We start from the raw sequence: 26,278 nt of genomic DNA on the forward strand, positions 1-26,278 counted from the left end.
GCAATCTTCGGGGGGTCTGGGGGGTTGGCCCCCCAGTGCCGGACCTATCCGCGTAAGCTGCCGCCTGTCGCCTTGGTGACCTTATCGACCACCTTCTGTGCCACCGCTTCGATATCGGCATCCTTGAGGGTCGCATCCTTGGGCTGCAAGCGCACAGTCAGGGCCAGAGATTTCTTGCCCTCACCCAAGGAGCCGCCGATGAACTCGTCAAAGATGCGGACATCCTCGATCAATGCCTTGTCTGCGCCCATGGCCGCATTGACCAGCGTCAGTGCTTCGACCTCTGCGTCGACGACAAAGGCAAAGTCACGCTCGACCGCCTGCAGGTCGCTGATGTCCAGTGCGCCCTTGTTGGCCCCTGCCTTGCGCGGCAAAGGCACCTCTGCGGGCCAGAGGGTGAAGGCCATGGCAGGCCCTTTCACATCCATCGCTTCAAGGACACGGGGGTGCAGTTCGCCGAAGATGCCCAGCACCTTCTTGGGACCAAGGCAGATCTTGCCGTGACGGCCCGGGTGCCACCAGCCTTGCGCGCCGCGCAGGATCTGCACCTTGGCCGGTGCGCCGATGGCCGACAGGATCGCTTCGGCATCTGCCTTGACGTCGAACACGTCGACGGGTCGCGACGCGCCGTGCACGTCCTTGGATCCCGTCCGTCCGACAAGCAGGCCCGAGACCAGCAGGTGCTGTTCCCCCGGCTCACCGCCGTTAAAGGCCGGGCCGACCTCGAACAGAGCAAGATCGGCAAAGCCGCGCGCCTGATTGCGCGCTGCGGCTTGCAGCAGACCGGGCAGAAGTGCGGGGCGCATATGGCTCATGTCGCTGGAGATTGGATTTTCCAGCATCGTCGCATCATCACCGCCGCCGAAGAGCTTGGCGGAGGCCTGATCGATGAAGCTGTAGGTCACGCATTCATTGTAGCCCAGCGCCGCCGCTGTCCGGCGCGCGATCTGCTCGCGCCGCTGGATGGGTGTCATCACCGGCTTCGGCACACCCGGCGTCAGCCGTGGCAGGGGCTTGCCCTGCAGCTTGGTCAGCGACGCGACCCGGGCGACTTCCTCGACCAGATCGGCCTCGCCCATCACATCGGGGCGCCAGCTTGGCACATGGGCCATGTCCCCTTCGAGCTTGAAACCGAGGGCGGTCAGCGTCTGGCGCTGTTCGCTTTCGTGGATGTCCATGCCGACAAGGCTTTGCACCCGCGCGGCGTCCAGTTTGTACGCGCGGCGCGTGTCCGGCACGGCACCCGCGCTGATCATGCTGGAGGCGGTTCCGCCTACGTGTTCCATTATCATGGCACAGGCATGGTCCAGCCCGACGGGGGTGAAGGCCGGATCGACACCGCGCTCGAACCGGTAGCGCGCATCGGAGTTGATCTTGAGCGCGCGGCCCGCATAGGCAATCTGCACCGGGTCCCAATAGGCGCTTTCGACAAAGACGTTCACCGTCTCTTCGGTGCAGCCCGTTTCGGCACCGCCCATGATGCCCGCAATGCTTTCGGGTCCGTTGTCATCCGAGATGATCATCTGACCGGGCTGGAACGTGTAGCTCTTTTCATCAAGCGCCGCGATCTCCTCGCCGCCCTTGGCACGGTGCACGCGCAAATTCCCAGCGACCTTGTCTGCGTCAAAGACGTGCAGAGGGCGGTTCAGATCGTAGGTGAAATAGTTGGTCACATCGACGAGGAACGAGATCGGGCGCAGGCCGATGGCGCGCAGGCGGTCCTGCAACCACACCGGGCTTGGGCCGTTCTGAACACCCCGGATTAGTCGCCCGAAGAACGCGGGGCAGCCATCGAGCGTATCGTCATCAATGCTGATCGTAATGTCAGAGACAAAGGCGCCTTCAACTTCTGGCACCGGGCATGGGCGCATGGTGCCCAGGCCACGCGCAGCCAAGTCGCGCGCGATGCCGCGCACGCCCAGCGCGTCGGGGCGATTGGGGGTGATGGCAATCTCGATCACCGGGTCGACCTTGGCCGGGTCGTTTTCGGCGAGCCAGTCGATAAAGCGGTCGCCGACCTCTCCCGAAGGGAGTTCGATGATGCCGTCATGTTCCTCGGACAGCTCCATCTCACGCTCGGAAGCCATCATGCCGAAGCTTTCAATGCCCCGGATTTTGCCCACGCCGATGGTGGTGTCGATGCCGGGGACATAGACGCCCGGCTTGGCGACCACGACCGTGATCCCCTCGCGCGCGTTGGGGGCGCCGCAAATGATCTGTTTCTCGCCCTCGTCCGTGGCGACCTGGCACACGCGCAGGCGGTCGGCGTCGGGGTGTTTTTCCGCGCTCAGCACCTTGCCGATGGTAAAGTCGGCCAGCTTTGCCCCGCGATCCTCGACCCCTTCGACTTCCAGTCCAAGGTCGGTCAGCGCATAGGTGATCTCGTCCACCGTGGCGGTGGTATCGAGGTGCTGCTTGAGCCAGCTGAGCGTGAATTTCATGGGAGCGTCCCCTGCATTCCAGTACGGGCCTGCAATGGCAAAGATCGGCCCAAGGTGCAAGCGCGGGGCAGTGAACGCCCCGCCTTGCGTGTCAGGGATACACAGGCTCTCGGCCCAGAAGCTCATCGAGCTGCCGTGCGATCCAGCCGTGGGGAATGAAATGCCCGCCCGGATGGACATCCAGCGTCACCTTGATGCCCGCCTCACATTCCTGCCATTCAGTGCGTGAGAGCGAGAGAAATTCGACAGCTGCCCAGTCGCCACCATCCGTCCGCGCATCTGTACATCCCAAATGGTCACGCCAGAGCGATACGGGATACGTGGTGTCCCCATCCGGGCCATATGGAAAATCAAGCACGTTGTCGTTGAGCCCATGCACATGGCGCGCCTCGCGCGGGGATTGCGCGCAGTCCTCGGACAGATCAATGGTGCCCGAGATCCCCAGAAGCGCCCGCACGTTCATGTCCGTGCCGCGATCGCAGGCCACACGCCACGCCATGATGGAGCCGTAGGAATAGCCCGACAGATAGATGTTATCGGTGTCGACCGGATAGCGCTTGATCACGTCCTCGAGCACGTCGGCTGCGAATTGCACATCCTCGGTTTCAGGTGACCACATGTTCCAGGTCTTGCGATTGCCATTGGGCGCGATCAGCAGGACCCCGCGCCGCCGGGTGGCACCCGAAATACGCTGGTGCTGTACGGGCAGTGCGCCGGTGCGTTGCCAGCCGTGGAAGTGGATCAGAACCGGCATGGGCGTTTCCCCGTCCCATCCGTCTGGTTCTTTGACGTGATAGGAACGGTCGCCCAATGCGCAGGGCACCTCCAGATGGCAGGTGTCGCGTTGCCAGGGTCCCATGGCAGCGGACGGCAGAGCCCAAACAAGAGCAAGGAAGAAGATAAGACGTGTCATTCGCCGCACGCTACGCAGATACGCCTGCGTGTCACGTCACATTGTCGTGGTCATCGCGGTTGCGCCGCTGGATCGCGTCGAGCCAACGATCAATCAGCAGGATGGGGGCCAGCACGATGGTCCAGCCGGTAGCATTGATCAGGGTGAAGGTCAGCTTGAGATGCGTGGGCATGTCAGAGCGCCACAGGAAGATGTGAGTGATCACGATCAGGGTGACGAGGAGGATGACGATGGCACGACGCATGGGGTCAAGGTAGCGGCACCGTGCAACGAGACAACATGGGCCAATGCGCGCCCCGGTGGCCAATCGGCCCTCCGGGGGGGATTTTTTGAAACAGGGAAGGAATGGACCGACGTTTAGCGGCTCAGCCCGCCGTGCAATGTGGGGACATCCAGTGCCGCAAAGCCGTAGTGCCGCAACCAGCGCAGGTCGCTGTCGAAGAAGGCGCGCAGATCCGGGACGCCGTATTTCAGCATCGCGATCCGGTCGATGCCCATGCCGAAGGCAAAGCCCTGCCATTCGTTGGGATCGATCCCGCCTGCCTCAAGCACCTTGGGGTGCACCATGCCGGAGCCGAGGATTTCAAGCCAATCGTCGCCTTCGCCCACCTTGAGCGTGCCGCCTTCCCACGAACAGCGGATATCAACCTCTGCCGAAGGTTCGGTGAAGGGGAAGTGCGAGGCGCGGAAGCGCAGGTCGACGCCGTCCACCTCGAAATAGGATTTTACAAACTCTTCCAGCACCCATTTCAGGTTTGCCATCGAGATGTCCTTGTCGATGGCGAGGCCTTCGACCTGGTGGAACATGGGGGTGTGCGTCTGATCATAGTCGGCGCGATAGACACCGCCGGGGCAAATGATGCGGGTCGGGGCGCCTGTTGCCTCCATCGACCGGATCTGCACCGGTGAAGTGTGCGTGCGCAGCACGTGGGGCGGGCGATTGTCGCCCGGCGCCCGGTGCATATAAAACGTGTCCATCTCGGCCCGCGCGGGGTGGTGGCCGGGGATGTTGAGCGCGTCGAAGTTGTACCAGTCGGTGTCGATCCGCGGCCCTTCGGCAACGGAGAAGCCCATTTCGGCAAAGATGGCGGTGACCTCTTCGGTCACTTGGCTGATCGGGTGGATGGTGCCGCGACGCTGGGTGCGGGTGGGCAATGTCACATCCAGCCATTCAGACCGCAAGCGTTCGTCCAAGGCTGCGTCTGCGAGGGCCGCTTTTTTCGCAGCCAGCGCGCTGTTGATTTCGTCCTTGAGAGCATTCAAGGCAGGGCCCGCCACTTGCCGCTCTTCGGGCGTCATCTTGCCCAGTTCGCGCATCTTGAGGGCAACTTCGCCTTTCTTGCCAACGGCCGCGATGCGAATGTCTTCCAAAGACGTCTCGTCTGCCGCGTCCGCGATCTGTGTCAAATACTTGGCTTTGAGGTCGTCCATGACGTGCTCCTTTATTCGGTGCCCTGCTACCACAACGCAGCGGGATGGCAAACACCGACAAGATGCATGTAAGCCGTTCAATAACGTGCACAATAATACGATATTTAGCCCAAACTTCTTTTCACAACACTGTATGTGGTGTAGGCAGGATCAGATTGCAAAGACACGCGTTCAGGAAGCTTGATGGCACCCATTATGTATTCGCACCGGCTGAAGTCGGTTCTGCAGCACAGTGTGCGCGACCTTGGGCTGACGGTTGTTCTGGATGATGGCCGATCCGAGGTCAGCCTGAGCGAAAACGAGGCCATGATCCGGGAAACCGCATCGCTTCTTGGCATCCAGGTTCATTTCGAAACAAACGAAAACAGTGTGTCCGTTACGTTTTATCAGTGAGTTTGTCTGGGGGGACAATTGATGAAAGCACGCAAAAAGGGCCAAGATCTTCGCACGCTCAGAGCCGCCGGGCTCACACTGGCAAGCGCGGACCGATTGGCAGCGCAGAAAGGCGGGTCGACTTGGGCCTTGGCCGGTGTCGGTATCGCGGCGATTGGGCTGATGGCTGGCGTCGGCGTCTACACGATGAATTTGCCAACGACCGGGGCGACCGATCTGGCACTGGCATCCCCAACAACCCAAACGGTTGCGCCAGACGTGCAACCTGCCGCAGATGTACCAGCCGTAGAGACTGTGAAGGCCGAGACCGTTGCATCGACCGCCTCCGCCCCTCCCTCTCTGCCGGATGAGCCGAGCGAATTGCCATGGGTTGTTGCCCTTCGAGAAGCCACCAATGAGGCAGCCGCGCCCGCCAAGGTCGCGCCAAATCCCACAAAGGCAACCGACTGCGTGGCTGCGCTTACATCCGATGTCTCGGGCGTGGTTTTGCAGTTTGCCCCGGGCAGCGCGGACATAGATCCGGCTGCACAACCGCGCTTGAGCGAACTGGGTGAGCGCATCAATGCGTGCCCGGAGGCACAGATCCAGGTGGCCGGGCATTCGGACAGTTCCGGAGACGACCTTTCGAACCTGCAGCTCAGTTGGGCACGTGCCGAAAACACGGTGAACGCGATGGCGGCCTCTGGAACCGACATCAGTCAGATGGAAGCCGTCGGGTTTGGGTCACGGGTGCCACTGGAACAAGGCAGCGATGCCGCATCATCTTTGAACCGACGCGTTGAGATACGCGTCATGCGGGCCGGGGTGCGGCCATGATCAGCGCAAGCCTTGTCATTCAATTCATCCTGGCCATTGCATTCATGGGCGTGGCAGCGGCTATCGGGTTCGTGATGGCGCGCCAAAGGTATCGCAGTGAAAACGCGACACGGACGGCCTTGTTGGCGGGTGAAACTGCGAAATGGCGTCGTCGGGCAAACAACGCCGAAGATCGCGCCAAGGCAGCCGAGAATGCCCTGACGCGGGAGCGGCGGCGGACGCGGCGTTAAGCGTTGCTGACCCGCAGCCGCGGTGCCATTTCGACGGACAAGTCCTGCAGCACGTCCAGAAGGCTTTCAACGTTCACCGTCTCGGGATTGACGTCATCCGTCGAAAAATAGCGCAGGTAGATGGTGCGTGCGCGTTCATCCATGCCCTGATGCATACCCATCGACCAGTTTGGAAACATGCGCTCACGTACGTCCGTGCACGAGAGCAGAATGATATTGCTGTGCCGCGGGTCACGGGCGATCCGGTGATAGAGCGCCGACACTTCGACCCGTCCGCCCTCGATCACTTGCAGGAAGTGATCGCCGTTGTAATGCAACATACCGGTCAGGTTCAGGCGCATGTTGTTACGTTCACAGGTCGCGATCAGATCTTGCGCATCCATGCTCTCGGACGGATTGCGTTGTGAGTAGTAAACAAGGCGCGTCAAATTCATTGGTCGTCCCCCCAGACAAACGGCATATTTAGTATGGTGCGTTCTATGAACCACAGGATCAAGCAAAACCAACCCACAAACGCATCATATCGCACAAAAAAAGACCGCCCTCGAAGCGAGGACGGCCTTAATCAATTCTGACGTGTACTTAGGCGTTCAGCTGGGCTTTGGCCTGGTCCACGATGGCAGCAAATGCATCGGGTTCGTTCACGGCCAGGTCGGCCAGAACCTTGCGGTCCACTTCGATGCCGGCCAGGTTCAGACCGTTGATGAAGCGGCTGTATGTCAGTGCTTCGTCATGGGCGCGAACGGCGGCGTTGATGCGCTGAATCCACAGGGCGCGGAAGTTGCGCTTGCGATTGTGACGGTCACGCGTTGCGTACTGGTTGGCCTTGTCGACCGCCTGGCGTGCGACCTTGAAGGTGCTCTTGCGGCGGCCATAGTAACCTTTGGCGGCCTTGATGACCTTCTTGTGACGGGCGTGGGTGACGGTTCCACCTTTGGTACGGGACATGTATCTGCTCCTTCTTCTTAGCGGTCGTAGGGCATGAAGCCCTTGACGATTTTCGCGTCGGGGGCAGACAGGGTCGTGGTGCCACGGGCGTCACGAATGAATTTGCGGGTGCGCTTGATCATGCCGTGGCGTTTGCCGGCCTGACCACCCATCACCTTACCGGTGGCGGTCACCTTGAAGCGCTTCTTGGCGCTTGATTTCGTCTTCATCTTGGGCATTTCCGTCTCCATCGTTTGAGTTCGGTAGATGCGCGACTCGGCATGCCACTTAGGCCGGACGCGCGGAACGAATTGGGCGTATAGGGGCAGATGCGCCCCATGGCAAGTGACTCTTTTCAGGTGCCATGTTGCCGGGGCTGCAACGTCAGATAAGGCGAGCGATCACACGTACAAAAACGTCTGGGATTTCTTCGATTGTGTAACCGCCTGGCTGTGTCTGGATTGCCAGCAGTATCAGCCCCCCCGAGATCAGGATTGTTATCGCGGATGCACGTGGCGCGCGGCGGTCAGAGATCGCCGACAACACGGACGGAATGGAGAATCCTGCTAGCAGAATACCCAGCACCAGATAAAAATCAGGGCTCATAGACGTAACCTTACCTTAAGTCAGGTAACGTTACTCTGGATCAGTTGAGTAAATCAAACGTTCATCACACGGCGCCACGCGCAGGATATTGGTTGTGCCCGGGACGTTGAAGGGAACGCCCGCGGTGACAACGATCTGATCTTCCGGTCCTGCAAATCCACCCTCACGCGCAGCGCGCGCTGCACCAACAACCGCTTGCTTGAAGCGCTCCATGGTTGTCGTGACGTAGCAGTTACAGCCCCAGCTCAACGTCATGCGCCGCGCAGTACGCGCGAGCGGCGTGAGTGCAAGGATTGGCACGCGGGGCCGTTCACGTGCAACCAAAAGCGCTGTGGTCCCACTTTGGGTAAAGCAGCAGATCGCCTTGATGTCAGTTGTCTCTGCAATCTCGCGCGCCGCCGCCACGATGCCATCCGCCACGGATGCACGGCTGGCGCTGCGGCTGGCCTCGATGATCTGGGTATATGTCGGGTCCTGTTCCACCTCGGCTGCGACCCGGTCCATGGTGGTCACCGCCTCGATGGGATAGCTGCCCGCCGCGCTTTCCGCGCTAAGCATGACCGCATCTGCACCTTCGTAGATCGCGGTGGCGACGTCACTGACTTCGGCGCGGGTCGGCATCGGGCTTTCGATCATGCTTTCCAGCATCTGCGTGGCAACGATTACCGGCTTGCCAGCGTGACGACATTTGCGCACCAGGCGCTTTTGAATGGGCGGCACGTTCTGAACCGGCAGTTCGACGCCCAGATCCCCGCGCGCCACCATAATACCGTCGCTGACCTGCAGGATGTGATCAAAGCGGTCGACGGCATTGGGTTTTTCGATCTTGGACAAGACCGCCGCGCGGCCTTTGATTAAATCCTTGGCCTCTTCGACATCTGCGGCACGCTGCACAAAGCTGAGTGCGATCCAATCCACACCCAGATCTGCGACGAAGGCCAGATCTGCTTTGTCTTTCGCGGACAAGGCGGCGAGAGGCAGTTCGACATCGGGAACATTCACACCTTTGCGATTGGAGATCACTCCCCCCGCAATCACCACGCAATCGGCGAAGTCGGGGCCACAATCCTCGACTTTCAGGCGTATCTTTCCGTCATTCACGAGAAGTGTCTTGCCAACTTCCAGTGCCTCGAAAATCTCGGGATGGGGTAGGCAGACGCGGCTGCTGTTACCGTCTTTCTCATTCAGGTCCAGACGAAACTTTGCACCCTCATCCAGCATTTCGCTGTCACCGGCAAAGACACCAACACGGAGCTTCGGCCCCTGCAGGTCAGCCAAGATGGCGATGGCAGACCCCGTGTCCTCTTCCACTTTCCGGATGATTGCGTGTTTGCTTGCAATCTCTTCGTGGCTGCCATGGGACATGTTCAGGCGAAAAACATCCGCCCCGGCCTCGTGCAACGCCCGGATGGTTTCGTATGTGTCCGAGGCCGGACCCAAAGTAGCCACGATTTTCACATTGCGTAGGCGTCGCATGGTCTGGTCCTCTTCTGATACCGCTAACAGCGCCCTTATTGCCCAATTCACATCGCGAGGCAACTGGCCTAAACCTGCGACACAATGGGTGACAGGCAGATGACACATACACCTTTTTTCATAGACGGCGCAGACCGCATTGGTGGCTGGGTGATCACCTGCGATCACGCGACAAACACCGTTCCAAATCATGTGAACGGCGGCACATTGGGCCTGCCGGAAACAGAGATGTCGCGGCACATTGCGATCGACATTGGTGCCTTGGCGCTTGCGCATGCGTTGGGCGAGTTGCTGAATGCCCCGGTCGTCAGCGCCAACTTTTCGCGCCTTGTCATCGATCCGAACCGCGGTGCCGACGACCCGACCCTGATCCCGCAGCTTTATGACGGTACGATCATTCCCGGCAACCGAATCCTGCCCGAGACGGAACGCCAACGCCGGATCGATACCCTGTACGCGCCGTATCATGATGCAATTGCCCGCACGGCCGCACAGCGAGACATTGCATTTCTCGCGGTCCACAGCTTCACACCCCAGCTGGTGAACCGTCCGCGGCGACCTTGGGAGATCGGAGTCCTTTCAGCCGAGGATCGGCGCATCGCCAACCCGCTTATCGCCGGATTGCAAAGGACCCTAAGCAGCCCGGTCGGCGACAACGCACCCTACGCGGGGTTCTTTCCCGGCGACGCCATGAGCCAGCATGCGCATATCCCAGGGCGGCCCAACATCATATTGGAGGTACGCCAAGATCTTATTTCTGACCCGGCCGGACAACGACATTGGGCGGCGGTACTGGCACATCATCTTGAAGCCGCCAAGACTGACGCCAATCTTTAGTCTAGTTTCGCTCGCGTCAGAAAACTGCAAGGTGGGCACATTCACCTGATCCTGCGCAATCACAAGGATAAGTCACATGGACGATCAAACCCGTATCGAGCTTGAGGCCGCGGCCTTTCGGCGTCTGAGGCAGCACTTGATGAAGGACCGCACGGACGTTCAGAACATCGACATGATGAATCTGACCGGGTTCTGCCGCAATTGCCTGTCGCGCTGGTATCAGGAAGCCGGGGCGGAAAAGGGTATCGAGATGTCGAAAGACGAAGCGCGCGAAGCGTTTTATGGAATGACCATGGCCGAGTGGAAGGCCAACTACCAGACAGATGCGACGCCCGCGCAGCAGGATGCTTTCCAAACGGCATTCACTGAAAACGTCGAGAAAGGCTAGGGTTTGGCACATGTCTGATGATCAGAGTTACCGCGTCGGCGAACGGGCGAGCGCGGCACCCAAACCAATAGCGTTTACACCCGATCCGTTCCAACGGGCCAGGGCACCAGACCCGCTGCAATTCGAGGTCAATCTGGTCGCCGAAGCGGGTACGAAGCAGCACAAAACGGGATCCGTTTCGGTCAACATCCCCGGATTTTCGCCGCTTACCCTGTATTGTGATGAACAGCCTCCTGTGGGCGAAGATCAGGCGCCCCCGCCACTTGCCTATTTCTGTGCAGGCATTGGCTTTTGCCTGATGACGCACCTCACGGACATCTATACCGCGCGCAAGATCGAGATCACGTCCTTGCGCCTTGAGCAGCGTGTACGGTTCGCAACAAACCTTGGGCACATGCGGGACTTTGGACACACGACGGATGGCAAGACGGAACTGGTGGAAACACATGTTCTGATTGAAAGCCCCGAACCCCGCGAACAGATCGAGGCCTTGTTGGCCGAGGCAGAAGGCGCGTGCATGGCGCATTTCGCGCTGCGCAACCCGATCCCATGGTCAACGCGCCTGGTGCACAATGGGGAAACAACCGTCGACCGTTCGGGCAACGGCGCGTAAGGCGGAGTTCACTCCGCCCAAGCGGGTGGTTCTGGTAAGGCGGAGGTGTCCTCCGCCCTGCTCTGTCCAAGCGCCGGTGCGCCGCTTTGACGGGATGACCGGTCTTCGCGGCACTCCCAAACGGCAGCAAACAGCTTAAGGCGTCAAACGGCGGCCTTGCGGCTTTCGTCCAGATAGATCTCGCGCAGGCGCGGCGCGACCCGTCCGGGCACACCCTCCCCCAAGGTGACGCCGTCGATCTCGACCACCGGCATTACGAAGGTCGAGGCAGATGTGATAAAGGCCTCGTCCGCTTCCCGTGCCTCTTCGATGGTGAAGTTGCGCTCTTCGACCTCCATCTGTGCCTCAGCCGCAAAACGCAACACGGCCGCACGGGTGATCCCGTGCAAGATGTCATTCGACTTGGCGCGGGTGATGATCTTGTTGCCCTTCACGATGTAGGCGTTGTTCGATGTGCCCTCGGTCACGAAGCCATCCTGGATCATCCAGGCATCGTCGGCCCCCGCCTTCTTGGCCATCATCTTGCCCATGGACGGATAGAGCAGCTGCACCGTCTTGATGTCGCGGCGTCCCCAACGAATGTCATCAATGCTGATGACCTTCATCCCCTTCTTGGCCGCCGGGTTGTCCGCCAGACCGGGCTTGTTCTGGGTGAACAGCACGATTGTCGGTTCGGTCGTTTCCGGATCGGGAAATACGAAATCACGATCGTCCGGCGCACCACGGGTGATTTGAAGATAGACCATGCCTTCTTCGATCCCATTCTCGCGGACCAGTTCGCGATGGACCTCAAGCAAATCCTCCTTGGAGATGGGCGACAGCATGTCCAGTTCATCCAACGACCGCTGCAAGCGTACGGCGTGACCATCGAAGTCGATCAGCTTGCCATCCAGTACGCTGGTCACTTCATAGACCCCGTCAGCCATCAGAAAACCACGGTCAAAGATCGACACCTTCGCTTCCGTTTCGGGCAAGTATTCTCCGTTCACGTACACGGTTCTGGTCATGGCAGGGTTCCTTCTGGCAGGGCGCATTGGCGCTGGCGTTACGTCAGGTGTCACTTCGGTGCAATGGGGCGGACAGCCGCATTGGGTCAAGCTGATCAGTCTGCATGAGGTGGCGTAGCACTTCGGCGACCATGCGTGCGTCGCCCAGCGCATCATGCTCGCGCGCGTCTGGCAGGCTCAGGCCGAAATGCTCAAGCATCGTGTTGCTGCGCAATCCGTGGATCACGTCCAACGGTACACCCGCCTCAAGGAACAGCTCGGGTGCGTTCCCGAAACGATCTGCCGGGATAGGCGGCACAATACCAGCCACGTAGCAGCTGATGGCGACCATGTTGAATTCGTCCTTGCCCCAGGCCCACATCCGATCATCGCCCGCAAACCGGCTGAACTGGTCCAGAGCATTGGCGAGCGTTACACCCTCTCGCGCCAACCGATCATCGGTCACACCCGTCAACCTGGCATTCAACGGATCAAGGGTCAGTGGCGCACCCGAGCGGTCTGTTGGTAGGATGAGCACCTCGAAACGCTCAAGATCCTTGTAGGGTGCTGCCAGGGACATGCGGACGGCACCAATCTGGAAGACAACGGGGTCAGGGTCGTTGGGACCACACCAAAACCGTTGGGGCGCGCCCGGCGCTGTCGCGAATTCACAATCGTAGATGATCGCGGTCCGGCTCATCCCCAAAGCTCTGCTGTTGGTGGATGAACCCCCGCATCATCAAAAACCAAAGGTGCATTGCGATCTTCGGCCAGCAAGAGTGGCCCATCCAAGTCAGTCACTGCTGCACCTTGGGCCACCAGCGTCGCAGGCGCCATGGCCAGGGATGACCCCACCATGCAGCCCACCATGATCCCATAGCCTTCGGCGCGCGCCGCATCGCGCAGGGCAAGCGCCTCGGTCAGTCCACCGGTTTTATCGATCTTGATGTTGATCAGGTCATACTTGCCTTTCAGCGCGGGCAGGCTGGCCCTGTCATGGCAGCTTTCGTCAGCGCAGACCGGCACTGGCCGTTCCATTCCGATCAGGGCGTCATCCTCGCCCGCCGGCAAGGGCTGTTCGACCAACTGGACGCCGAGACGCAAAAGATGCGGAGCAAGGTCGGCATACACCGCCGCTGACCAACCTTCATTCGCATCCACGATGATCTGGGCATTGGGTGCGCCCGCTCTGACGGCCTCCAGCCGCGGCATGTCATCAGGTGTGCCCAGTTTGATCTTGAGAAGCGGGCGATGTGCGTTCTGCGCCGCTTGCGCTTGCATCGCCTCGGGCGTGTCAAGCGACAGAGTGTAAGCGGTGATCTCGGGGCCCGGTGTCTGAAGGCCCGCAAGCTCCCAAGCACGCTTTCCGGCACGTTTGCATTCAAGATCCCAAAGCGCGCAATCCACGGCGTTGCGCGCAGCTCCTGCTGGCAAGAGATCACATAGTGCCGCCCGACTGAGCGCCGTTGGCAAAGCCTCAATCTCTGCTGTCACGCTGTCCAGCGTTTCGTCATACCGCGCATAGGGCACGCATTCTCCCCATCCGGTATGCGTGCCATCACTGATCTGGACGGTTAGCACATGCGCCTCGGTCCGCGACCCGCGCGAAATGGTGAACGCTTGCGCCAATCGAAAGACATCACGGGTTATATCAATGCGCATGAGCCCACCATTCTCTGTCTACACGTCCCCTTCTCCGAGGAACTAACCGGAGACAACGCCGTTGCCTCAGGATGCCAGTGCGTCAACCAGCTTGCCAGCCCCAAAGCGGAACGGATCGGCAGCAGGCAGGCCCATACGGTCTTCGATCTCTGCCAGACATGCGCGTGCCGCGTTGTCGTCGAGTGCCTTTGTGTTCACCGACACACCAGCGACAAAGCAATCCCGGTTTGCAACACGGGCAATCGGCAGCGCGGTATCGCGCAATTGTTCCAGCGAAGGCAGCCCGTAGTGGGGCAGTCCGCGCATGTGGGTGCGGGTTGGTTCATGGCACAGGATCAATGCGTCTGGCTGACCGCCATGGATCAAGGCCATTGTCACACCGGAATACGAGACGTGGAACAGGCTGCCCTGCCCTTCGATGTGATCCCAGTGGTCATCATCATTGTCAGGTGTCAGATACTCGACCGCACCCGCCATGAAATCCGCAATCACGGCATCCAGTGGCACACCTTTGCCCGTGACCAGAATACCCGTCTGACCGGTTGCCCGGAAATCCGAATTCATGCCGCGCTTGCGCATTTCTGCATCCATCGACATGGCGGTGTACATCTTGCCACAGGAGCAATCCGTGCCGATGGCCAATACGCGCTTGCCGCTGCGCTTTTTCCCGTTGGCAATGGGGTAGGCAATCGTGGGAATGCGCACATCGTGCAGCGTGCAGCCATTGACCCGTGCGGCCGCTTGCAATTCATCCTCGTCCCGCAACAGGTTATGCAGGCCAGCGGCCAGATCATACCCCATCTGCAACGCCTTCACGAGCACGACCTTCCAGGCATCAGAGATCACACCGCCGCGATTTGCGACGCCAATCACGAGGGTCTTGGCACCTGCGGCCAGACCTTCCTCGAGGGTCATGTCTGTCAGCCCCATATCGGCGCCGCAGCCCTCCAGCCGGATCTGACCCACGGCATTCTCGGGACGCCAGTCCTTGATCCCTTGCGCCACTTTGGCGGCCAACTGATCCGGCGCATCGCCGAGGAACAATAGATATGGTGTTTGAATCATCTGACATCCCCTTCGTCGTTACGCGGCATTCTATCGATGCCGCGCGCAATCACATCGTGAAACTCTCTCATATCTCGCTATATGTCGAATAATCTTGCGTGATTCAGGCATAGAGAAGTGTTTCTTTCGAATTCGCCCATGAACTCAGCAGAATCGCCGCGTCATGCTGCACCTGCAAAATGCGCCTTGCGAACCGGTGCGCAATTTAATACCAGCCAAGTAGCCTCATACGAAATTATCTTACCAAAGGTGCGCCATGTCTTTTCGCCTTCAACCCACGCCTCCGGCCCGTCCAAACCGTTGCCAACTCTTTGGCCCAGGATCGCGCCCCGCAATCTTTGTAAAAATGGCAGCGTCGGCGGCGGACGTTATCAACCTTGACCTCGAAGACAGCGTCGCGCCGAGCGACAAGGACAGTGCCCGCGAGAACGTCATAAAAGCCATCAGTGATATCGACTGGGGCACCAAGACCCTGTCGGTGCGCATCAACGGCCTTGATACCCCTTACTGGTATCGCGATGTGGTGGATCTGATGGAACAGGCGGGTAACCGGCTGGACCAGATCATGATACCCAAGGTGGGCAATGCCGCCGACATCTATGCCGTCGATGCGCTCGTGACATCCATCGAGGCCGCCAAGGGACGCAGCAAACCAATCACGTTCGAGGTTATCATCGAATCCGCAGCCGGCATCGCCCATGTCGAGGACATCGCCGCCGCCTCGCCAAGGCTTGCCGCCATGTCATTGGGCGCGGCCGATTTCGCGGCATCGATGGGCATGGCCACGACCGGGATCGGTGGGACGCAAGCCAACTACTACATGATGCATGAAGGACAGAAACACTGGTCAGACCCATGGCATTGGGCACAGGCCGCCATTGTCGCCGCCTGCCGCACCCACGGCGTGCTGCCAGTGGACGGACCCTTCGGCGACTTTTCGGACGACGAAGGCTTCCGGGCACAGGCCCTGCGGTCTGCAACGCTTGGCATGGTTGGCAAATGGGCGATCCACCCCAAACAAGTGACGTTGGCCAATGAAGTGTTCACACCGTCCGAGGAGGCCGTGGCCGAAGCCCGTGAGATCCTCGCCGCCATGGAAGAGGCCAAGGCCAAAGGAGAAGGCGCAACCGTCTACAAGGGCCGTCTTGTCGACATCGCCTCGATCAAACAGGCGGAAGTCATCGTGCGGCAATCAGAGATGATCGCTGGCAGCTAGACACCAAACGGGACGGCGGGTGGGGCGCCTTTGCCAACGGCAAACAGCGTCCACCCGGCGTCCTCAATCCGGCCAGACCTTGCGACCATCAACGCCTGTCTCTTCGATCAGACCCAACCGCTTGGCCTCAAAGTAGTATCCACGCGCGTACCACATCACCGCGGCATCCATGTCCTGACCCGACACCAGCCACGCCCCACGCAGGTAGCGTGTCGCGTATTTCAGGTTCGTTTCCGCGTCGAGCAGGTCGTTCGGTTGCCCCCGAAATCCCATACTGCGCGCCGTGGCGGGCAGGATTTGCATCAAGCCGTAGTAAGGCCCGTTCCGTGCCCCCGGCCTGTGTGTGCTTTCACGAATGACGACGCGCTGCACCAAGGCGACGGGCACGTCATTTGCCGCTGCAGCAGCCTCGATCTGTTGTCGCAGTTCGGGCGTTTCATTTGGATAGAGCGGAACCGCAGATACCGGCGGCGCTTCTGGTTCGGGGCTCGAGCAAGCGGCGACCAAGGCCACAATGCACATCAGGATAAATCGTGTCATGAGAGATGACTAATAGCAGTCGGGCTTATGCACCACGCACACAGACGTGATTGGGCAAGTCCTCGCTCACATGCTTCCCTGCTTGGATCATTGTACCATCGGAGACGTCCATGCGCCTGACACTCGCCATCCTCGCACTGATCGTGCCACCACTCGCCGCTCAAGCCGAGATGGCACCGCGCGAAGGTTGGTCCGTCACGCCAACAACCAAGAGCTACGATCAGTTGATCGCGGATGTCAAAACGGCGGCCAAAGCGAATAAAATGGGTGTCGTTACCCAAGCTGGCCCTACCGGAGCTGCAAAGTCCCGGGGGATTACCATTCCAGGCAACCGTGTGATCGGGCTGTTCAACAACGTTTATGCGGTCAACATCCTGAACCTGTCGACAGCCGCGATGATCGAAGCGCCCGTGCGCGTCTACGTGACCGAAAATGCGGATGGGACAGCGACCCTCAGCTACAAGACGCCATCGAGCGTATTTGCGCCCTACACAGAGGAAGCTGGCCCGGAACTCGCAACTCTTGCGCAGGACCTGGACGCGATCTTCGCAGCGATCTCGGACCAAGCCACACAGTAAGGCGTGATGCTAGGCGCGCTCATCCTTCGGTGACCCCATAACCACGTAAGACGTAATCGCATTCACCTGCGGCAGTGCGCCCAGCATGTCGGTGTGAAATGTCTTGTAACTGGGCAGGTCGGCACATTCGACGCGCAGCAGGTATTCGATTGTGCCCGTGATGTTATGGCATTCGAGCACCTCGGGCGCGCGAGAAATCGCACGTTCAAACGCTTCCTGACTGGCCTTTGAATGGTCGTTCAACCCAACAGCGATATAAGCGACAAATCCAATGCCCATCTTGGTTCTGTCCAGCACGGCACGGTACCCGGCAATGACCCCTGCCCGCTCCAACTCTTGCACACGCCGCAAGCAAGCGGACGGCGACAGGCCCACGCGATCCGCCAATTCGATATTGCTGATCCGGCCATCACGGCTCAGCTCTTGCAATATCTGGTCATTTATTTGATCGATCTTCATCATTAGTTGCAAAGATAGGCTAGGGTTCATTCATTTCGCAATCTATCTCGCCTGATCTTACCGCATTTATTGTGCATGACGTATGATCTCCTCACTGCCTTGGCCACGTTTGCCTTTGTCAGCTCCATCACACCTGGACCCAACAACCTGATGCTTATGGCGTCCGGCGCAAATTTCGGCTTTCGCCGGACGATCCCACATATGCTGGGCGTTGGGTTGGGCTTTGTGTTCATGGTGCTTCTGGTCGGTGCCGGACTTGTTCAGGTGTTTGACGCATATCCCGCCAGCCACACAGTCCTGAAAGTGGCGTCGGTGACCTATCTTCTGTACCTCGCATGGAAGATTGCGACCGCAGCGCCCGTAAAAGATGGCGCTGAAAAGGGTACGCCCATGACGTTCCTCCAAGCGGCCGCCTTTCAATGGGTTAATCCAAAGGCATGGACGATGGCCCTGACAGCCGTGACCGTCTACACGCCCGACACAACCCTTTGGGCAATTGCCCTTGTGGCAATCGTCTTTGGTGCAATCAACTTTCCATCCGTCAGTTCGTGGACATTGCTGGGCCAACAGATGGCGCGGGTACTTACAAATCCGGCCCGGCTGACTGCATTCAACTGGACCATGGCTGCGCTTCTTGTCGCATCGCTGTACCCCGTGATCTTTCCCTAACGTTGCAAATGCTGCATCCTGCCGCCATATAGCGAAAAATCGCATCGGGGACGCAGGCGTGACGCAGTATCTTGAATTCGAAAAACCCTTGGCTGAAATCGAAGGCAAGGCAGAAGAGTTGCGGGCCCTCGCACGCCAGAACGAAGATATGGACGTCACCGACGAGGCCGCCGGGCTTGATGCCAAAGCGGTACAGATGCTTGAGGATCTGTATGGTGACCTGACGCCTTGGCGCAAATGCCAAGTGGCGCGTCACCCAGACCGCCCCCATTGCCGCGACTACATCGAAGCGCTGTTCACTGAATACACTCCGCTTGCGGGCGACCGGAACTTTGCAGACGATCACGCCGTTATGGGCGGGTTGGCCCGCCTGGACGATCGGCCTGTCGTCGTGATTGGACACGAAAAGGGCAATGACACCAAATCCCGCATAGAACGCAATTTCGGCATGGCCCGTCCCGAAGGCTACCGCAAAGCGATCCGGTTGATGGACATGGCGGACCGTTTCAACATGCCAGTCATCACGCTTGTCGACACACCCGGCGCGTATCCGGGCAAAGGGGCGGAAGAACGCGGCCAGTCCGAGGCCATTGCGCGTTCAACCGAAAAGTGCCTGCAGATCGGTGTGCCGCTGGTGTCCGTGGTGATTGGTGAAGGTGGATCGGGCGGGGCCGTGGCCTTTGCCACCGCGAACCGGGTCGCGATGCTCGAACACTCGGTCTACTCGGTGATCAGCCCCGAAGGGTGCGCCTCGATCCTTTGGAAAGATGCGGAAAAGATGCGTGAAGCGGCTGAAGCGTTGCGCCTGACAGCGCAGGATCTCAAGCAACTGGGCGTGACAGACCGCATCATCCCCGAAGCCGTGGGCGGCGCACATCGACACCGTGACGCAACCATTGCGTCTGTTGGCAACGCCCTGTCCGCGATGCTGGATGAACTTGACGGCAAGGATCGCGCGACACTTGTCAGCGACCGCAGGCAAAAATTCCTGAGCCTTGGCAGCACCGGGCTTGCCGCCTGATCAGCTGGCCAGCATCCGCAGCCCCTGCGTCACGTCAGACCGCACCGCAAGGCGGAGACTGGGTTCGTCACCCGCGCGCAAAGCTGCAATGATCAAGCGGTGGTATCGCGGCGGCTCGGTCCGTCGCAACCGACCGTAAAGCGCCCGCATGGTCGGGCCCATCTGCAACCACACCGTTTCCGCCATTGCCAGCATCGCAGGCGCTTGAGCCCGCAAATAGAGAGTGCGGTGAAATTCGAGGTTCGTACGGATGTAACTGACTGCGTCGCGGTGGGCGACAGCCTCTGCCACGGCGCCGTTGATGCTTTGCAATCGTTCGATCAGGGCAAGGTGCGCGCGCGGCAAAGCCCGGGTCGCCAACTCCACCTCGATCAAAGCGCGCAGGGCAGCGAGCTCTTCGATCCGTTCATTGGACAGTTCTGGCGTCGACACGCGTCCGGACTGCGACAGGGTCAACGCGCCTTCGGCCACCAGACGGCGTACCGCTTCGCGGGCGGGGGTCATGGATACGTCATACTGCTTGCCGATCCCGCGCAAGGTCAAAGCCTGCCCGGGGGCGATATCACCATGCATGATGCGTGTCCGCAGACGACGATAAACGCGGTCATGGGCGGCGGACGCGGTGTCTCGGGTGCGTGGAACCTGCTGCATCATCTTTTGTGATCACACGACGTGACGCGGGTCAATCGGCAAAACGGAAGCGATGCAGGGTGTTACCTTCAGTCCTCAGCCACCGACGCTGCGCATCATAGGGTCCGTGAATGCGTGACACGGCATTCCAGAAGGCTGGTGAGTGGTTCATCTGTTCCAAGTGGGCCACCTCGTGAGCCGCCACGTAGTTCAAAACCTCGGGCGGCGCGAGAATGAGGCGCCATGAAAACATCAACCGGCCTGCCGACGAACATGACCCCCAACGGGATCGCGTGTCGCGCAGGGTCAGGCCGTTGTAGGATCGACCAAGTCGCTGCGCATAGTCATCACAGGCGTCGGCCAGCACATCACGCGCACGCGCCTTGAGAAACCCGACGACCCGAGCAGGGGCCGTCTCTGGCGCGCCGGGAACCAGCAATGCGTCATCCGTCATCACGACCCGCCGACCGGTGCCTTGCGCGATGCTGCGTTGCTGCCCTTCTACCGGCAAACGTGTTCCCGCGCCGACAATCACATCCTCGACCCTTGCCGCCAGATGTTTGCGAATCCAAAGCTCCTTCTGGCGCGCGAAGTCCAACGCCTCTCGCTCGGCTACATGCGTTGGCAAAGTCAACGTGACGCGACCATCCAAGGATGAAATACGCAAGGTAATGCGCCGCGCCCGCGTGGACCGGCGCAACGTCAGAACAATGTCAGGGCGTCCTTGAAGTACCCGTTCAGCCATCCCATCTCCGCATCGCGGGCCAACACCTACCCATAAGGCTTTGACTCCGTCCCGACCTTATGGCACTTGCCCAGAATCGCCGCAACACGAGGCACGCCCTTTTACCCGCTTTCACAGCGCCATACCGGGCTACGCGCAGACAAGAGGATGACACATGCCAAAGGAAGAATGGGGCACGAAGCGACTATGTCCGACGACCGGAAAACGGTTCTACGATATGAACCGGACACCCATCATCAGCCCCTACACCGGTGATGCGGTCGAGGTCGACAGCACGAAAACCCGTATGATCGCGGCGGACGCCGAAGATGCCGCATCGGCCAAAAACAAGGCCAAGACCGTCGCGGACGGGGAGGATCAGGTGCTGGACGACGACGATGTCGAGGTCGAGCTGGATGATGATCTGCTGGATGATGATGACGACGACGAAGACAACGTCCCGCTCGACGAGCTGGCAGACGTGGCAGTCGAAGAAGACGAGTCGTAAACGCATGCGCCAAACGGGGTCTTTTTCGCTTGATCCCGTTTGGCAAAGCGCCTAATCAGCAGCGCACGGCTGGAAACAGCCACACAGGATGGGGCATTAGCTCAGCTGGGAGAGCGCCTGCATGGCATGCAGGAGGTCAGCGGTTCGATCCCGCTATGCTCCACCATCCCTCTCTCTCACAAATCACGCAGAATGCGGCAGCAATGTCAGGCCCTGACTTGCGCGCGTCTACTGTGCTGCCACTGTGAGTGCAGCGGTTCGATCCCGCCATGGCTCAGCATTCAGTCTTTCTGATGCTGTGCGACGACGCCGATTTTATAAGGATGTTGTCTGCGACGAAGTCAGTCGGAACGCAGGTGTTCAATCAGGCTTTTGGGATGGTCCATCGCTGTAGCGACACGCAGCCGTGTCACAAAAATTTCGCTTATCTGATACATTTTCGAATCCAACACCGCCGATACACCCCGGCATAAAACTGGGGAATGGTATGCTTAAGATCGAACGGCTGACCAAAGCATTTGGGCAGAACATAGCAGTTGATACTGCATCGGTTGAAATCAACCGCCCCCAGATGATCGGTATCATTGGACGCTCTGGCGCGGGCAAGTCGACCTTGCTGCGCATGTTGAACCGTCTCACCGACCACACGTCCGGCACCATCCATTTCGAAGGGCAGGACATCACCGCTCTGAAAGGTGCGGCAAAGCGCGCGTGGCAAAGCCAATGCGCGATGATCTTCCAACAGTTCAACCTGGTCCCGCGGATGGATGTGGTCTCGAACGTGCTTCATGGCACTTTGAACCGCCGGTCGACGGTCGCGACTCTGTTCAACTTGTACCCAACCGAAGACATTCATCGCGCAATCGACATCCTTGATCGGCTGGGCATTGCAGAACATGCACCAAAGCGGGCCGAAGCCCTCTCTGGTGGTCAGCAACAGCGCGTTGCGATTGCCCGCGCGCTTATGCAGGACCCAAAGATCATCCTTGCAGATGAGCCTATTGCCTCTCTCGACCCGATGAACGCACAGGTCGTGATGCAGGCCCTGCGACGCATCCACGAGGAAGATGGCCGCATGGTCATCGCAAACCTGCACACGCTGGATACAGCGCGGCGCTATTGTGACCGCGTGATCGGTATGCGGGCGGGCAGGATCGTATTTGACGCAACGCCTGACAAGCTGACCACATCCATGGCCCGCGAAATCTATGGCGCCGGCGCCGAGTTTTCCGAGAGCGCAACCTCGACCGAGATCGAGACACTCGACGCTTCGGAAAAAGCCAAGATGGAGGCCGAGGCCTACGTCTGACCTTCACCCCCGATGCGCCTGCGTCGGGGCTTTTTTCGTTCCAACGGAGAGAACCATGAAAAAGATCATCGCTGCCGCACTGGCAACCACAGCACTGGCGACAGTCGCCTCGGCTGAAGACATCACCGAATTCCGCATTGGCCTTTTGGGCGGTGAGAACGCTCAGGATCGCCTGAATTCAAATGAGTGCCTGCGCGCCTACACAGAGGAAACTCTTGGCGTTGAAACCAAGCTCTTTGCCCCTGCCGATTATGCAGGTGTGATCCAGGGCCTGGTTGGTGGCACGCTGGACATGGCATGGCTGGGTGCCTCGTCTTATGCAGCGACTTATCTGCAGAACCCCGACGCGGTTGAGCCCGTGCTGGTCAAGATCAACCTCGACGGCTCCTACGGCTATCATTCGATCGGGTTTGCCCGTGCCGACAGCAACATCACCAACCTGGACGAGATGGAAGGTAAAGTGTTCGGCTTTGGTGACCCCAACTCGACCTCCGGTTATCTGATCCCTTCGATCGAAATCCCGCAGGCCGCTGACAAGATCACAATGGAGTCCGGCGACTACTTTGGCGAGGTCAAGTTCACCGGCGGTCACGAGCAAACCATCGTTGCGGTCAACAACGGTGACATCGACGCTGGCGTGACCTGGGCAGACGGCCAGGGCAACTGGGAAGACGGTTACAACTCGGGCGCGCTGCGCAAAGCGGTAGACGCGGGCTTGGTTGACATGAACGACCTGGTGCAAATCTGGAAATCCAAGCCGATCCCGGAAGGTCCCATCGTTCTGCGCAAGGACCTACCCGAAGACGTCAAAGCAAAGATGATCGCGCTGGTCGACAACATGTACGACACGGACAAAGACTGCACATACAGCATCTCGGCTGGTGAAAGCCTGGGCTTCGACCCGATCACCCACGAGGCGTACGTCTCTGTCATTGAAGCACGTAAAGCCAAATCCAACTGATTTGAGTGTGTGTCCGCCGGGTCCCCAGAAATTGGGGGCCCGGTAATTTATTGGGGTACGGGCATGGTAGAAACAACTGCGGGCATCCGCGATCTGGGCAGCATCCAAGACGATTACTTGGCGTTGACCCGGCAAAAGCGTCTTTATTCATTTATTCTGTTGATCATATTCATAGCGCTCATGGTCGCCGGGTTCTCTGTCGCGGGGGGCCGCAATGCCGGATCTTTTTGGGGCGGGTTGGACAACTTTTTCGACTACCCTGCGGAGCTGGTGATCGAGGCGAGTGGCAAACTTTCCGAGTTGCCGGGCCATTTCGTGACCTTCTTTCCGGCCCTGATTGAAACGGTGAACATTGCCGCCGCCGCCACCTTGATCGGCGCCATCGCAGCTATTTTCCTGTCCCTGCTGTCGACACGCGGCATGGCGTGTTTCCCCGTTCTGATCCCGGTCTTTCGCCGCATCATGGACATCAGCCGCGCCATTCCCGAGATTGTCGTGGCGCTGGTGCTGATCTTCATCCTGGGCGGTGGCCCGGTTCCGGCGATGATTGCCATTGCACTCCACACGGCAGGCGCGTTGGGCAAGCTGTTCTCAGAAGTGAACGAGAATGCAGACCTGAAACCGCTTGATGGCCTGGCATCGGTCGGAGCCGCTTGGGGGCAAAAGATGGCGCTTGGCATTGTCCCGCAGGTTGCACCCAATTGGCTGAGCTACGCGCTGTTGCGGTTCGAAATCAACGTGCGCGCCTCTGCTATTCTCGGCTTTGTGGGCGCGGGCGGGCTTGGCTACGAGCTCAAGAACGCCATCAGTTGGGGGCAAGGCCGTTACGACGAAGCCGCCGCGATCTTCCTTCTGTTGTTCATCACCATCATCGTGATTGACCAGACCTCAAGCCACTACCGGGATCGACTGACCCACGGGGCCAAATCGGAGCGCCGCGCATGACCATGCTAGACACCGCCGACCTGAAAGGGTCCGCAGGCCGTGTGATGTCCCGCAAACGGATCGTCAGCTTTGCCCTGCCCGCTCTGGTTCTGACCTATCTGACCTATGTCTTCTTTGCTTTTGGTGTACCGGACCTGATCGCCAAGGCCAGCGGCACCAATGCCCGCGCACTGATGGCCGACACCTACAGTCACAAGGTCCATGTGACCCGCGACAACCGAAATGGCACGGTGCGTGTCGCAATCGAGGGCGAAAGCAAAGGGGCCTACGCCGAAGGGGCCAGCCCGGACTGGGTGGCACTTGGCGAAGAGACAATCATTGATCTGGGAGGTGGTCACATCGTCACCTACCTGCCCGCGAACAATGGCGTGACATACAACGTGCCCGGATATGGGCTGATGACATTCGAAGTGTCCCGATCGCAAGGCGTTATCCAGAATTACCCGACGGGCGACATTCCAGACTGGGTTAACGCATCAAAGAACCGCGTGGCCGTGACGACGGAAGCCGGTCGTCTGTCGATCACCCGCAACCGCACCGAAGTGTTCCGGTATTTTGTCGGCTGGGAGCTGTTCTTTTTTACACTCGACAGTCCCTATCACGGCATGGGGTTCGGCGAAGTGGTCAGTCGCGCCTTCGCTGGCGAGGCCGGAGCCATCGCGCAGGACTTCTGGACCAACAAGATGTGGCGGCATGCCGATGTGGCCTGGGCGATTTTTGAAACCATCCTGATGGCCTTTCTTGGAACCATGGGCGGGGCCATCGTCGCGCTTCCATTGGCTTTCCTCGCTGCGCGCAATTTTGCGCCACTGCTGGCCGTGCGCATGGCAACGCGGCGCCTGTTCGACTTTATCCGCGGGGTGGATGCCTTGATCTGGACGATTATCCTGTCGCGCGCCTTTGGCCTTGGTCCATTGACCGGAGCGTTGGCCATCCTGATCACGGACACTGGCACATTTGGCAAACTGTTCTCGGAAGCACTGGAAAACGTGGACAAGAAGCAGATCGAAGGTGTGCAATCGACCGGTGCGAAACCGATCCAGCGATACCGGTTTGGTGTGATCCCGCAGATCACGCCGGTGCTGATTTCACAGATTTTGTATTTCCTTGAATCCAACACCCGCAGCGCCACAGTTATCGGCGCCATCACTGGCGGCGGTATCGGACTATTGCTTACACAAGCCATCATCACCCAGAAGGATTGGGAAGAGGTTAGTTACTACATTATGCTGATTGTCGTGATGGTTGTTTTTATGGACTGGCTATCGGGATTGCTGCGGCGCAAGCTGATCAAAGGGGGTAAAGACGGACATTGATCCCACGACTGCGCGAAGAGCCATACTTGCATGAGCAAGTGGAAGCCGTGAACACAACGCTGGGGCGATACACCCAGATCGGTCAGAACACTCGGCTCGCACAAGTGGAGATGGGCGATTACAGTTATTGTGATCGGTTTTGCGATTTGGCAAACGTGACGGTAGGCAAGTTCGCCAACATCGCCAGCTTCGTCCGCATCGGGGCGACAGACCACCCGTTGGATCGGGCATCACTGCACCATTTTACGTATCGTTCAGCGAGCTATTGGGACGATACCACGGATGACGCGGACTGGTTCGCACATCGGGCGTCACGGCGCGCCTTTGTCGGGCACGACACGTGGATTGGCCACAACGCGCAAATCAAGCCCGATGTGACCATCGGCCATGGTGCCGTCATCGCATCCGGCGCCATTGTGACCAAGGACGTGGCACCTTACACCATCGTGGGCGGGGTCACCGCAAGCAAACTCCGCGACCGGTATGCGCCGGGTGTCGCGGATCGCATGATGGCGTTGGCATGGTGGGATTGGGATCACGCCACCTTGCGCACAAGGCTTGATGACTTCCGCCACCTGAGCGCCGAAGCCTTTCTGGAAAAATACGAACGCCTCTGAG

General features: G+C 59.4%; 33 protein-coding genes and 1 tRNA gene. 17 read left to right on the forward strand and 17 right to left on the reverse strand.

Translation table 11 applies throughout. The features are described 5' to 3' along the window. Positions 1–44 precede the first annotated feature (44 nt). The 4 genes from pheT to pheS form a co-directional block, all read right to left on the reverse strand. Positions 45–2,441, reverse strand: a complete 2,397-nt coding sequence (gene pheT / locus Q1A51_RS13380) for a phenylalanine--tRNA ligase subunit beta (protein WP_299601075.1) — start codon at positions 2,439–2,441, stop codon at positions 45–47. Between the two features lie 91 nt (positions 2,442–2,532). Then, complete coding sequence (locus tag Q1A51_RS13385) at positions 2,533–3,354, reverse strand: polyhydroxybutyrate depolymerase (protein WP_299599869.1); 822 nt, start codon at positions 3,352–3,354, stop codon at positions 2,533–2,535. Positions 3,355–3,385: 31 nt separating this feature from the next. Next, on the reverse strand, positions 3,386–3,598 hold the full coding sequence (locus Q1A51_RS13390; protein WP_299599870.1) for a phenylalanyl-tRNA synthetase subunit beta: 213 nt from the start codon (positions 3,596–3,598) through the stop codon (positions 3,386–3,388). Between the two features lie 113 nt (positions 3,599–3,711). Further along, the gene (gene pheS, locus Q1A51_RS13395) at positions 3,712–4,785 is read right to left on the reverse strand and encodes a phenylalanine--tRNA ligase subunit alpha (protein WP_299599871.1); all 1,074 of its coding nucleotides are present in this window, start codon (positions 4,783–4,785) and stop codon (positions 3,712–3,714) included. A 183-nt stretch (positions 4,786–4,968) separates the two neighbouring features. On the opposite strand from pheS, the gene Q1A51_RS13400 reads away from it, so the two are divergent. The 3 genes from Q1A51_RS13400 to Q1A51_RS13410 are packed head-to-tail and all read left to right on the forward strand — an operon-like array spanning position 4,969 to position 6,224. Continuing rightward, a complete protein-coding gene (locus Q1A51_RS13400) occupies positions 4,969–5,178 on the forward strand; it encodes a hypothetical protein (protein ID WP_299208629.1) in 210 nt (69 codons plus the stop codon). A 21-nt stretch (positions 5,179–5,199) separates the two neighbouring features. Then, positions 5,200–5,994 (forward strand): OmpA family protein, encoded by a 795-nt coding sequence (locus tag Q1A51_RS13405; protein ID WP_299599872.1) that lies wholly within the window; start codon positions 5,200–5,202, stop codon positions 5,992–5,994. After that, positions 5,991–6,224, forward strand: a complete 234-nt coding sequence (locus Q1A51_RS13410; RefSeq protein ID WP_299599873.1) for a hypothetical protein — start codon at positions 5,991–5,993, stop codon at positions 6,222–6,224. The genes Q1A51_RS13405 and Q1A51_RS13410 overlap by 4 nt, the downstream gene beginning before the upstream one ends. Here Q1A51_RS13410 and Q1A51_RS13415 read toward each other — a convergent pair. The 5 genes from Q1A51_RS13415 to pyk all read right to left on the reverse strand — a co-directional run bounded on the left by Q1A51_RS13415 (position 6,221) and on the right by pyk (position 9,233). After that, the gene (locus Q1A51_RS13415) at positions 6,221–6,658 is read right to left on the reverse strand and encodes a BLUF domain-containing protein (protein WP_299552238.1); all 438 of its coding nucleotides are present in this window, start codon (positions 6,656–6,658) and stop codon (positions 6,221–6,223) included. The genes Q1A51_RS13410 and Q1A51_RS13415 overlap by 4 nt on opposite strands. A 148-nt stretch (positions 6,659–6,806) precedes the next feature. Further along, the gene (rplT, locus tag Q1A51_RS13420) at positions 6,807–7,172 is read right to left on the reverse strand and encodes a 50S ribosomal protein L20 (protein ID WP_147110356.1); all 366 of its coding nucleotides are present in this window, start codon (positions 7,170–7,172) and stop codon (positions 6,807–6,809) included. A 17-nt stretch (positions 7,173–7,189) separates the two neighbouring features. After that, on the reverse strand, positions 7,190–7,390 hold the full coding sequence (gene rpmI / locus Q1A51_RS13425; RefSeq protein WP_027257795.1) for a 50S ribosomal protein L35: 201 nt from the start codon (positions 7,388–7,390) through the stop codon (positions 7,190–7,192). A 145-nt stretch (positions 7,391–7,535) separates the two neighbouring features. Next, positions 7,536–7,757, reverse strand: coding sequence for a hypothetical protein (locus tag Q1A51_RS13430; RefSeq protein ID WP_299208639.1), 222 nt, complete (start codon positions 7,755–7,757; stop codon positions 7,536–7,538). A 30-nt stretch (positions 7,758–7,787) separates the two neighbouring features. Then, complete coding sequence (pyk, locus tag Q1A51_RS13435; RefSeq protein WP_299208641.1) at positions 7,788–9,233, reverse strand: pyruvate kinase; 1,446 nt, start codon at positions 9,231–9,233, stop codon at positions 7,788–7,790. A gap of 99 nt (positions 9,234–9,332) precedes the next feature. Here pyk and Q1A51_RS13440 point away from each other — a divergent pair, with 99 nt between their 5' ends. The 3 genes from Q1A51_RS13440 (at position 9,333) to Q1A51_RS13450 (ending at position 11,071) form a co-directional block, all read left to right on the forward strand. Next, positions 9,333–10,070, forward strand: coding sequence for an N-formylglutamate amidohydrolase (locus Q1A51_RS13440; protein WP_299599874.1), 738 nt, complete (start codon positions 9,333–9,335; stop codon positions 10,068–10,070). Positions 10,071–10,146: 76 nt separating this feature from the next. Beyond that, positions 10,147–10,458: a DUF1244 domain-containing protein gene (locus Q1A51_RS13445; protein WP_299599875.1), complete on the forward strand. Its 312-nt coding sequence runs from the start codon at positions 10,147–10,149 to the stop codon at positions 10,456–10,458. A 10-nt stretch (positions 10,459–10,468) separates the two neighbouring features. Then, the gene (locus Q1A51_RS13450) at positions 10,469–11,071 is read left to right on the forward strand and encodes an OsmC family protein (protein ID WP_299599876.1); all 603 of its coding nucleotides are present in this window, start codon (positions 10,469–10,471) and stop codon (positions 11,069–11,071) included. A 143-nt stretch (positions 11,072–11,214) separates the two neighbouring features. Here the strand turns inward: Q1A51_RS13450 and Q1A51_RS13455 are convergent, their stop codons facing one another. The 4 genes from Q1A51_RS13455 to dgcN form a co-directional block, all read right to left on the reverse strand. Beyond that, on the reverse strand, positions 11,215–12,078 hold the full coding sequence (locus tag Q1A51_RS13455) for a D-amino-acid transaminase (protein ID WP_299599877.1): 864 nt from the start codon (positions 12,076–12,078) through the stop codon (positions 11,215–11,217). Between the two features lie 43 nt (positions 12,079–12,121). Further along, entirely contained in the window at positions 12,122–12,757 is a 636-nt protein-coding gene (locus Q1A51_RS13460) for an exonuclease (protein ID WP_299599878.1), read from the reverse strand. After that, entirely contained in the window at positions 12,754–13,719 is a 966-nt protein-coding gene (gene dgcA, locus Q1A51_RS13465; protein WP_299599879.1) for an N-acetyl-D-Glu racemase DgcA, read from the reverse strand. Before dgcA ends, Q1A51_RS13460 begins: the two co-directional genes overlap by 4 nt. A gap of 66 nt (positions 13,720–13,785) precedes the next feature. After that, positions 13,786–14,784 (reverse strand): N-acetyltransferase DgcN, encoded by a 999-nt coding sequence (gene dgcN / locus Q1A51_RS13470; protein ID WP_299208655.1) that lies wholly within the window; start codon positions 14,782–14,784, stop codon positions 13,786–13,788. 256 nt (positions 14,785–15,040) lie between these two features. On the opposite strand from dgcN, the gene Q1A51_RS13475 reads away from it, so the two are divergent. Then, the gene (locus Q1A51_RS13475; protein ID WP_299599880.1) at positions 15,041–16,000 is read left to right on the forward strand and encodes an L-malyl-CoA/beta-methylmalyl-CoA lyase; all 960 of its coding nucleotides are present in this window, start codon (positions 15,041–15,043) and stop codon (positions 15,998–16,000) included. Positions 16,001–16,063: 63 nt separating this feature from the next. Here Q1A51_RS13475 and Q1A51_RS13480 read toward each other — a convergent pair whose 3' ends face one another. Then, positions 16,064–16,540 carry a lytic transglycosylase domain-containing protein gene (locus tag Q1A51_RS13480; protein ID WP_299599881.1) on the reverse strand — a complete coding sequence of 159 codons (477 nt, stop codon included), beginning with the start codon at positions 16,538–16,540 and terminating at the stop codon, positions 16,064–16,066. Between the two features lie 110 nt (positions 16,541–16,650). Between Q1A51_RS13480 and Q1A51_RS13485 the strand changes: the two genes are divergently transcribed. After that, a complete protein-coding gene (locus tag Q1A51_RS13485) occupies positions 16,651–17,118 on the forward strand; it encodes a DUF302 domain-containing protein (protein WP_299599882.1) in 468 nt (155 codons plus the stop codon). Between the two features lie 9 nt (positions 17,119–17,127). Here Q1A51_RS13485 and Q1A51_RS13490 read toward each other — a convergent pair whose 3' ends face one another. Further along, a complete protein-coding gene (locus Q1A51_RS13490; RefSeq protein WP_299599883.1) occupies positions 17,128–17,580 on the reverse strand; it encodes an Lrp/AsnC family transcriptional regulator in 453 nt (150 codons plus the stop codon). Positions 17,581–17,652: 72 nt separating this feature from the next. On the opposite strand from Q1A51_RS13490, the gene Q1A51_RS13495 reads away from it, so the two are divergent. Together Q1A51_RS13495 and Q1A51_RS13500 are read left to right on the forward strand one after the other, a co-directional pair. Continuing rightward, the gene (locus Q1A51_RS13495; protein WP_299599884.1) at positions 17,653–18,246 is read left to right on the forward strand and encodes a LysE family translocator; all 594 of its coding nucleotides are present in this window, start codon (positions 17,653–17,655) and stop codon (positions 18,244–18,246) included. Positions 18,247–18,304: 58 nt separating this feature from the next. Further along, positions 18,305–19,267, forward strand: a complete 963-nt coding sequence (locus Q1A51_RS13500) for an acetyl-CoA carboxylase carboxyltransferase subunit alpha (protein WP_299208664.1) — start codon at positions 18,305–18,307, stop codon at positions 19,265–19,267. Here Q1A51_RS13500 and Q1A51_RS13505 read toward each other — a convergent pair whose 3' ends face one another. Further along, positions 19,268–19,918: a GntR family transcriptional regulator gene (locus Q1A51_RS13505; protein WP_299208830.1), complete on the reverse strand. Its 651-nt coding sequence runs from the start codon at positions 19,916–19,918 to the stop codon at positions 19,268–19,270. It lies immediately after the preceding gene. A gap of 31 nt (positions 19,919–19,949) precedes the next feature. Then, positions 19,950–20,642 carry a SprT family zinc-dependent metalloprotease gene (locus Q1A51_RS13510; RefSeq protein ID WP_299599885.1) on the reverse strand — a complete coding sequence of 231 codons (693 nt, stop codon included), beginning with the start codon at positions 20,640–20,642 and terminating at the stop codon, positions 19,950–19,952. 154 nt (positions 20,643–20,796) lie between these two features. On the opposite strand from Q1A51_RS13510, the gene Q1A51_RS13515 reads away from it, so the two are divergent. The 7 genes from Q1A51_RS13515 (at position 20,797) to Q1A51_RS13545 (ending at position 26,277) form a co-directional block, all read left to right on the forward strand. Further along, on the forward strand, positions 20,797–21,129 hold the full coding sequence (locus Q1A51_RS13515; protein ID WP_299208668.1) for a TIGR02300 family protein: 333 nt from the start codon (positions 20,797–20,799) through the stop codon (positions 21,127–21,129). A 90-nt stretch (positions 21,130–21,219) separates the two neighbouring features. Beyond that, positions 21,220–21,295: transfer RNA gene (locus Q1A51_RS13520), tRNA-Ala, on the forward strand. A 321-nt stretch (positions 21,296–21,616) separates the two neighbouring features. Further along, positions 21,617–22,438 (forward strand): phosphonate ABC transporter ATP-binding protein, encoded by an 822-nt coding sequence (gene phnC / locus Q1A51_RS13525; protein WP_299599886.1) that lies wholly within the window; start codon positions 21,617–21,619, stop codon positions 22,436–22,438. A gap of 55 nt (positions 22,439–22,493) precedes the next feature. Beyond that, a complete protein-coding gene (phnD, locus tag Q1A51_RS13530) occupies positions 22,494–23,399 on the forward strand; it encodes a phosphonate ABC transporter substrate-binding protein (RefSeq protein WP_299599887.1) in 906 nt (301 codons plus the stop codon). Positions 23,400–23,462: 63 nt separating this feature from the next. Further along, a complete protein-coding gene (gene phnE / locus Q1A51_RS13535) occupies positions 23,463–24,344 on the forward strand; it encodes a phosphonate ABC transporter, permease protein PhnE (RefSeq protein ID WP_299599888.1) in 882 nt (293 codons plus the stop codon). After that, the gene (gene phnE, locus Q1A51_RS13540) at positions 24,341–25,660 is read left to right on the forward strand and encodes a phosphonate ABC transporter, permease protein PhnE (protein ID WP_299599889.1); all 1,320 of its coding nucleotides are present in this window, start codon (positions 24,341–24,343) and stop codon (positions 25,658–25,660) included. Before phnE (Q1A51_RS13535) ends, phnE (Q1A51_RS13540) begins: the two co-directional genes overlap by 4 nt. Further along, complete coding sequence (locus Q1A51_RS13545; protein WP_299601084.1) at positions 25,660–26,277, forward strand: chloramphenicol acetyltransferase; 618 nt, start codon at positions 25,660–25,662, stop codon at positions 26,275–26,277. Before phnE (Q1A51_RS13540) ends, Q1A51_RS13545 begins: the two co-directional genes overlap by 1 nt. The last annotated feature ends 1 nt before the right edge of the window (position 26,278 follow it).

Source organism: uncultured Tateyamaria sp. (genome assembly GCF_947496075.1).
GTDB lineage: Bacteria > Pseudomonadota > Alphaproteobacteria > Rhodobacterales > Rhodobacteraceae > Tateyamaria.

What these genes read in the sequence shown, in the direction of transcription:
- pheT (WP_299601075.1), bottom strand. Translation starts at nt 2,441, where the DNA reads ATGAAATTCACGCTCAGCTGGCTCAAGCAGCACCTCGATACCACCGCC.
- Q1A51_RS13385 (WP_299599869.1), bottom strand. Translation starts at nt 3,354, where the DNA reads ATGACACGTCTTATCTTCTTCCTTGCTCTTGTTTGGGCTCTGCCGTCC.
- Q1A51_RS13390 (WP_299599870.1), bottom strand. Translation starts at nt 3,598, where the DNA reads ATGCGTCGTGCCATCGTCATCCTCCTCGTCACCCTGATCGTGATCACT.
- pheS (WP_299599871.1), bottom strand. Translation starts at nt 4,785, where the DNA reads ATGGACGACCTCAAAGCCAAGTATTTGACACAGATCGCGGACGCGGCA.
- Q1A51_RS13400 (WP_299208629.1), top strand. Translation starts at nt 4,969, where the DNA reads ATGGCACCCATTATGTATTCGCACCGGCTGAAGTCGGTTCTGCAGCAC.
- Q1A51_RS13405 (WP_299599872.1), top strand. Translation starts at nt 5,200, where the DNA reads ATGAAAGCACGCAAAAAGGGCCAAGATCTTCGCACGCTCAGAGCCGCC.
- Q1A51_RS13410 (WP_299599873.1), top strand. Translation starts at nt 5,991, where the DNA reads ATGATCAGCGCAAGCCTTGTCATTCAATTCATCCTGGCCATTGCATTC.
- Q1A51_RS13415 (WP_299552238.1), bottom strand. Translation starts at nt 6,658, where the DNA reads ATGAATTTGACGCGCCTTGTTTACTACTCACAACGCAATCCGTCCGAG.
- rplT (WP_147110356.1), bottom strand. Translation starts at nt 7,172, where the DNA reads ATGTCCCGTACCAAAGGTGGAACCGTCACCCACGCCCGTCACAAGAAG.
- rpmI (WP_027257795.1), bottom strand. Translation starts at nt 7,390, where the DNA reads ATGCCCAAGATGAAGACGAAATCAAGCGCCAAGAAGCGCTTCAAGGTG.
- Q1A51_RS13430 (WP_299208639.1), bottom strand. Translation starts at nt 7,757, where the DNA reads ATGAGCCCTGATTTTTATCTGGTGCTGGGTATTCTGCTAGCAGGATTC.
- pyk (WP_299208641.1), bottom strand. Translation starts at nt 9,233, where the DNA reads ATGCGACGCCTACGCAATGTGAAAATCGTGGCTACTTTGGGTCCGGCC.
- Q1A51_RS13440 (WP_299599874.1), top strand. Translation starts at nt 9,333, where the DNA reads ATGACACATACACCTTTTTTCATAGACGGCGCAGACCGCATTGGTGGC.
- Q1A51_RS13445 (WP_299599875.1), top strand. Translation starts at nt 10,147, where the DNA reads ATGGACGATCAAACCCGTATCGAGCTTGAGGCCGCGGCCTTTCGGCGT.
- Q1A51_RS13450 (WP_299599876.1), top strand. Translation starts at nt 10,469, where the DNA reads ATGTCTGATGATCAGAGTTACCGCGTCGGCGAACGGGCGAGCGCGGCA.
- Q1A51_RS13455 (WP_299599877.1), bottom strand. Translation starts at nt 12,078, where the DNA reads ATGACCAGAACCGTGTACGTGAACGGAGAATACTTGCCCGAAACGGAA.
- Q1A51_RS13460 (WP_299599878.1), bottom strand. Translation starts at nt 12,757, where the DNA reads ATGAGCCGGACCGCGATCATCTACGATTGTGAATTCGCGACAGCGCCG.
- dgcA (WP_299599879.1), bottom strand. Translation starts at nt 13,719, where the DNA reads ATGCGCATTGATATAACCCGTGATGTCTTTCGATTGGCGCAAGCGTTC.
- dgcN (WP_299208655.1), bottom strand. Translation starts at nt 14,784, where the DNA reads ATGATTCAAACACCATATCTATTGTTCCTCGGCGATGCGCCGGATCAG.
- Q1A51_RS13475 (WP_299599880.1), top strand. Translation starts at nt 15,041, where the DNA reads ATGTCTTTTCGCCTTCAACCCACGCCTCCGGCCCGTCCAAACCGTTGC.
- Q1A51_RS13480 (WP_299599881.1), bottom strand. Translation starts at nt 16,540, where the DNA reads ATGACACGATTTATCCTGATGTGCATTGTGGCCTTGGTCGCCGCTTGC.
- Q1A51_RS13485 (WP_299599882.1), top strand. Translation starts at nt 16,651, where the DNA reads ATGCGCCTGACACTCGCCATCCTCGCACTGATCGTGCCACCACTCGCC.
- Q1A51_RS13490 (WP_299599883.1), bottom strand. Translation starts at nt 17,580, where the DNA reads ATGATGAAGATCGATCAAATAAATGACCAGATATTGCAAGAGCTGAGC.
- Q1A51_RS13495 (WP_299599884.1), top strand. Translation starts at nt 17,653, where the DNA reads ATGACGTATGATCTCCTCACTGCCTTGGCCACGTTTGCCTTTGTCAGC.
- Q1A51_RS13505 (WP_299208830.1), bottom strand. Translation starts at nt 19,918, where the DNA reads ATGCAGCAGGTTCCACGCACCCGAGACACCGCGTCCGCCGCCCATGAC.
- Q1A51_RS13510 (WP_299599885.1), bottom strand. Translation starts at nt 20,642, where the DNA reads ATGGCTGAACGGGTACTTCAAGGACGCCCTGACATTGTTCTGACGTTG.
- Q1A51_RS13515 (WP_299208668.1), top strand. Translation starts at nt 20,797, where the DNA reads ATGCCAAAGGAAGAATGGGGCACGAAGCGACTATGTCCGACGACCGGA.
- phnC (WP_299599886.1), top strand. Translation starts at nt 21,617, where the DNA reads ATGCTTAAGATCGAACGGCTGACCAAAGCATTTGGGCAGAACATAGCA.
- phnD (WP_299599887.1), top strand. Translation starts at nt 22,494, where the DNA reads ATGAAAAAGATCATCGCTGCCGCACTGGCAACCACAGCACTGGCGACA.
- phnE (WP_299599888.1), top strand. Translation starts at nt 23,463, where the DNA reads ATGGTAGAAACAACTGCGGGCATCCGCGATCTGGGCAGCATCCAAGAC.
- phnE (WP_299599889.1), top strand. Translation starts at nt 24,341, where the DNA reads ATGACCATGCTAGACACCGCCGACCTGAAAGGGTCCGCAGGCCGTGTG.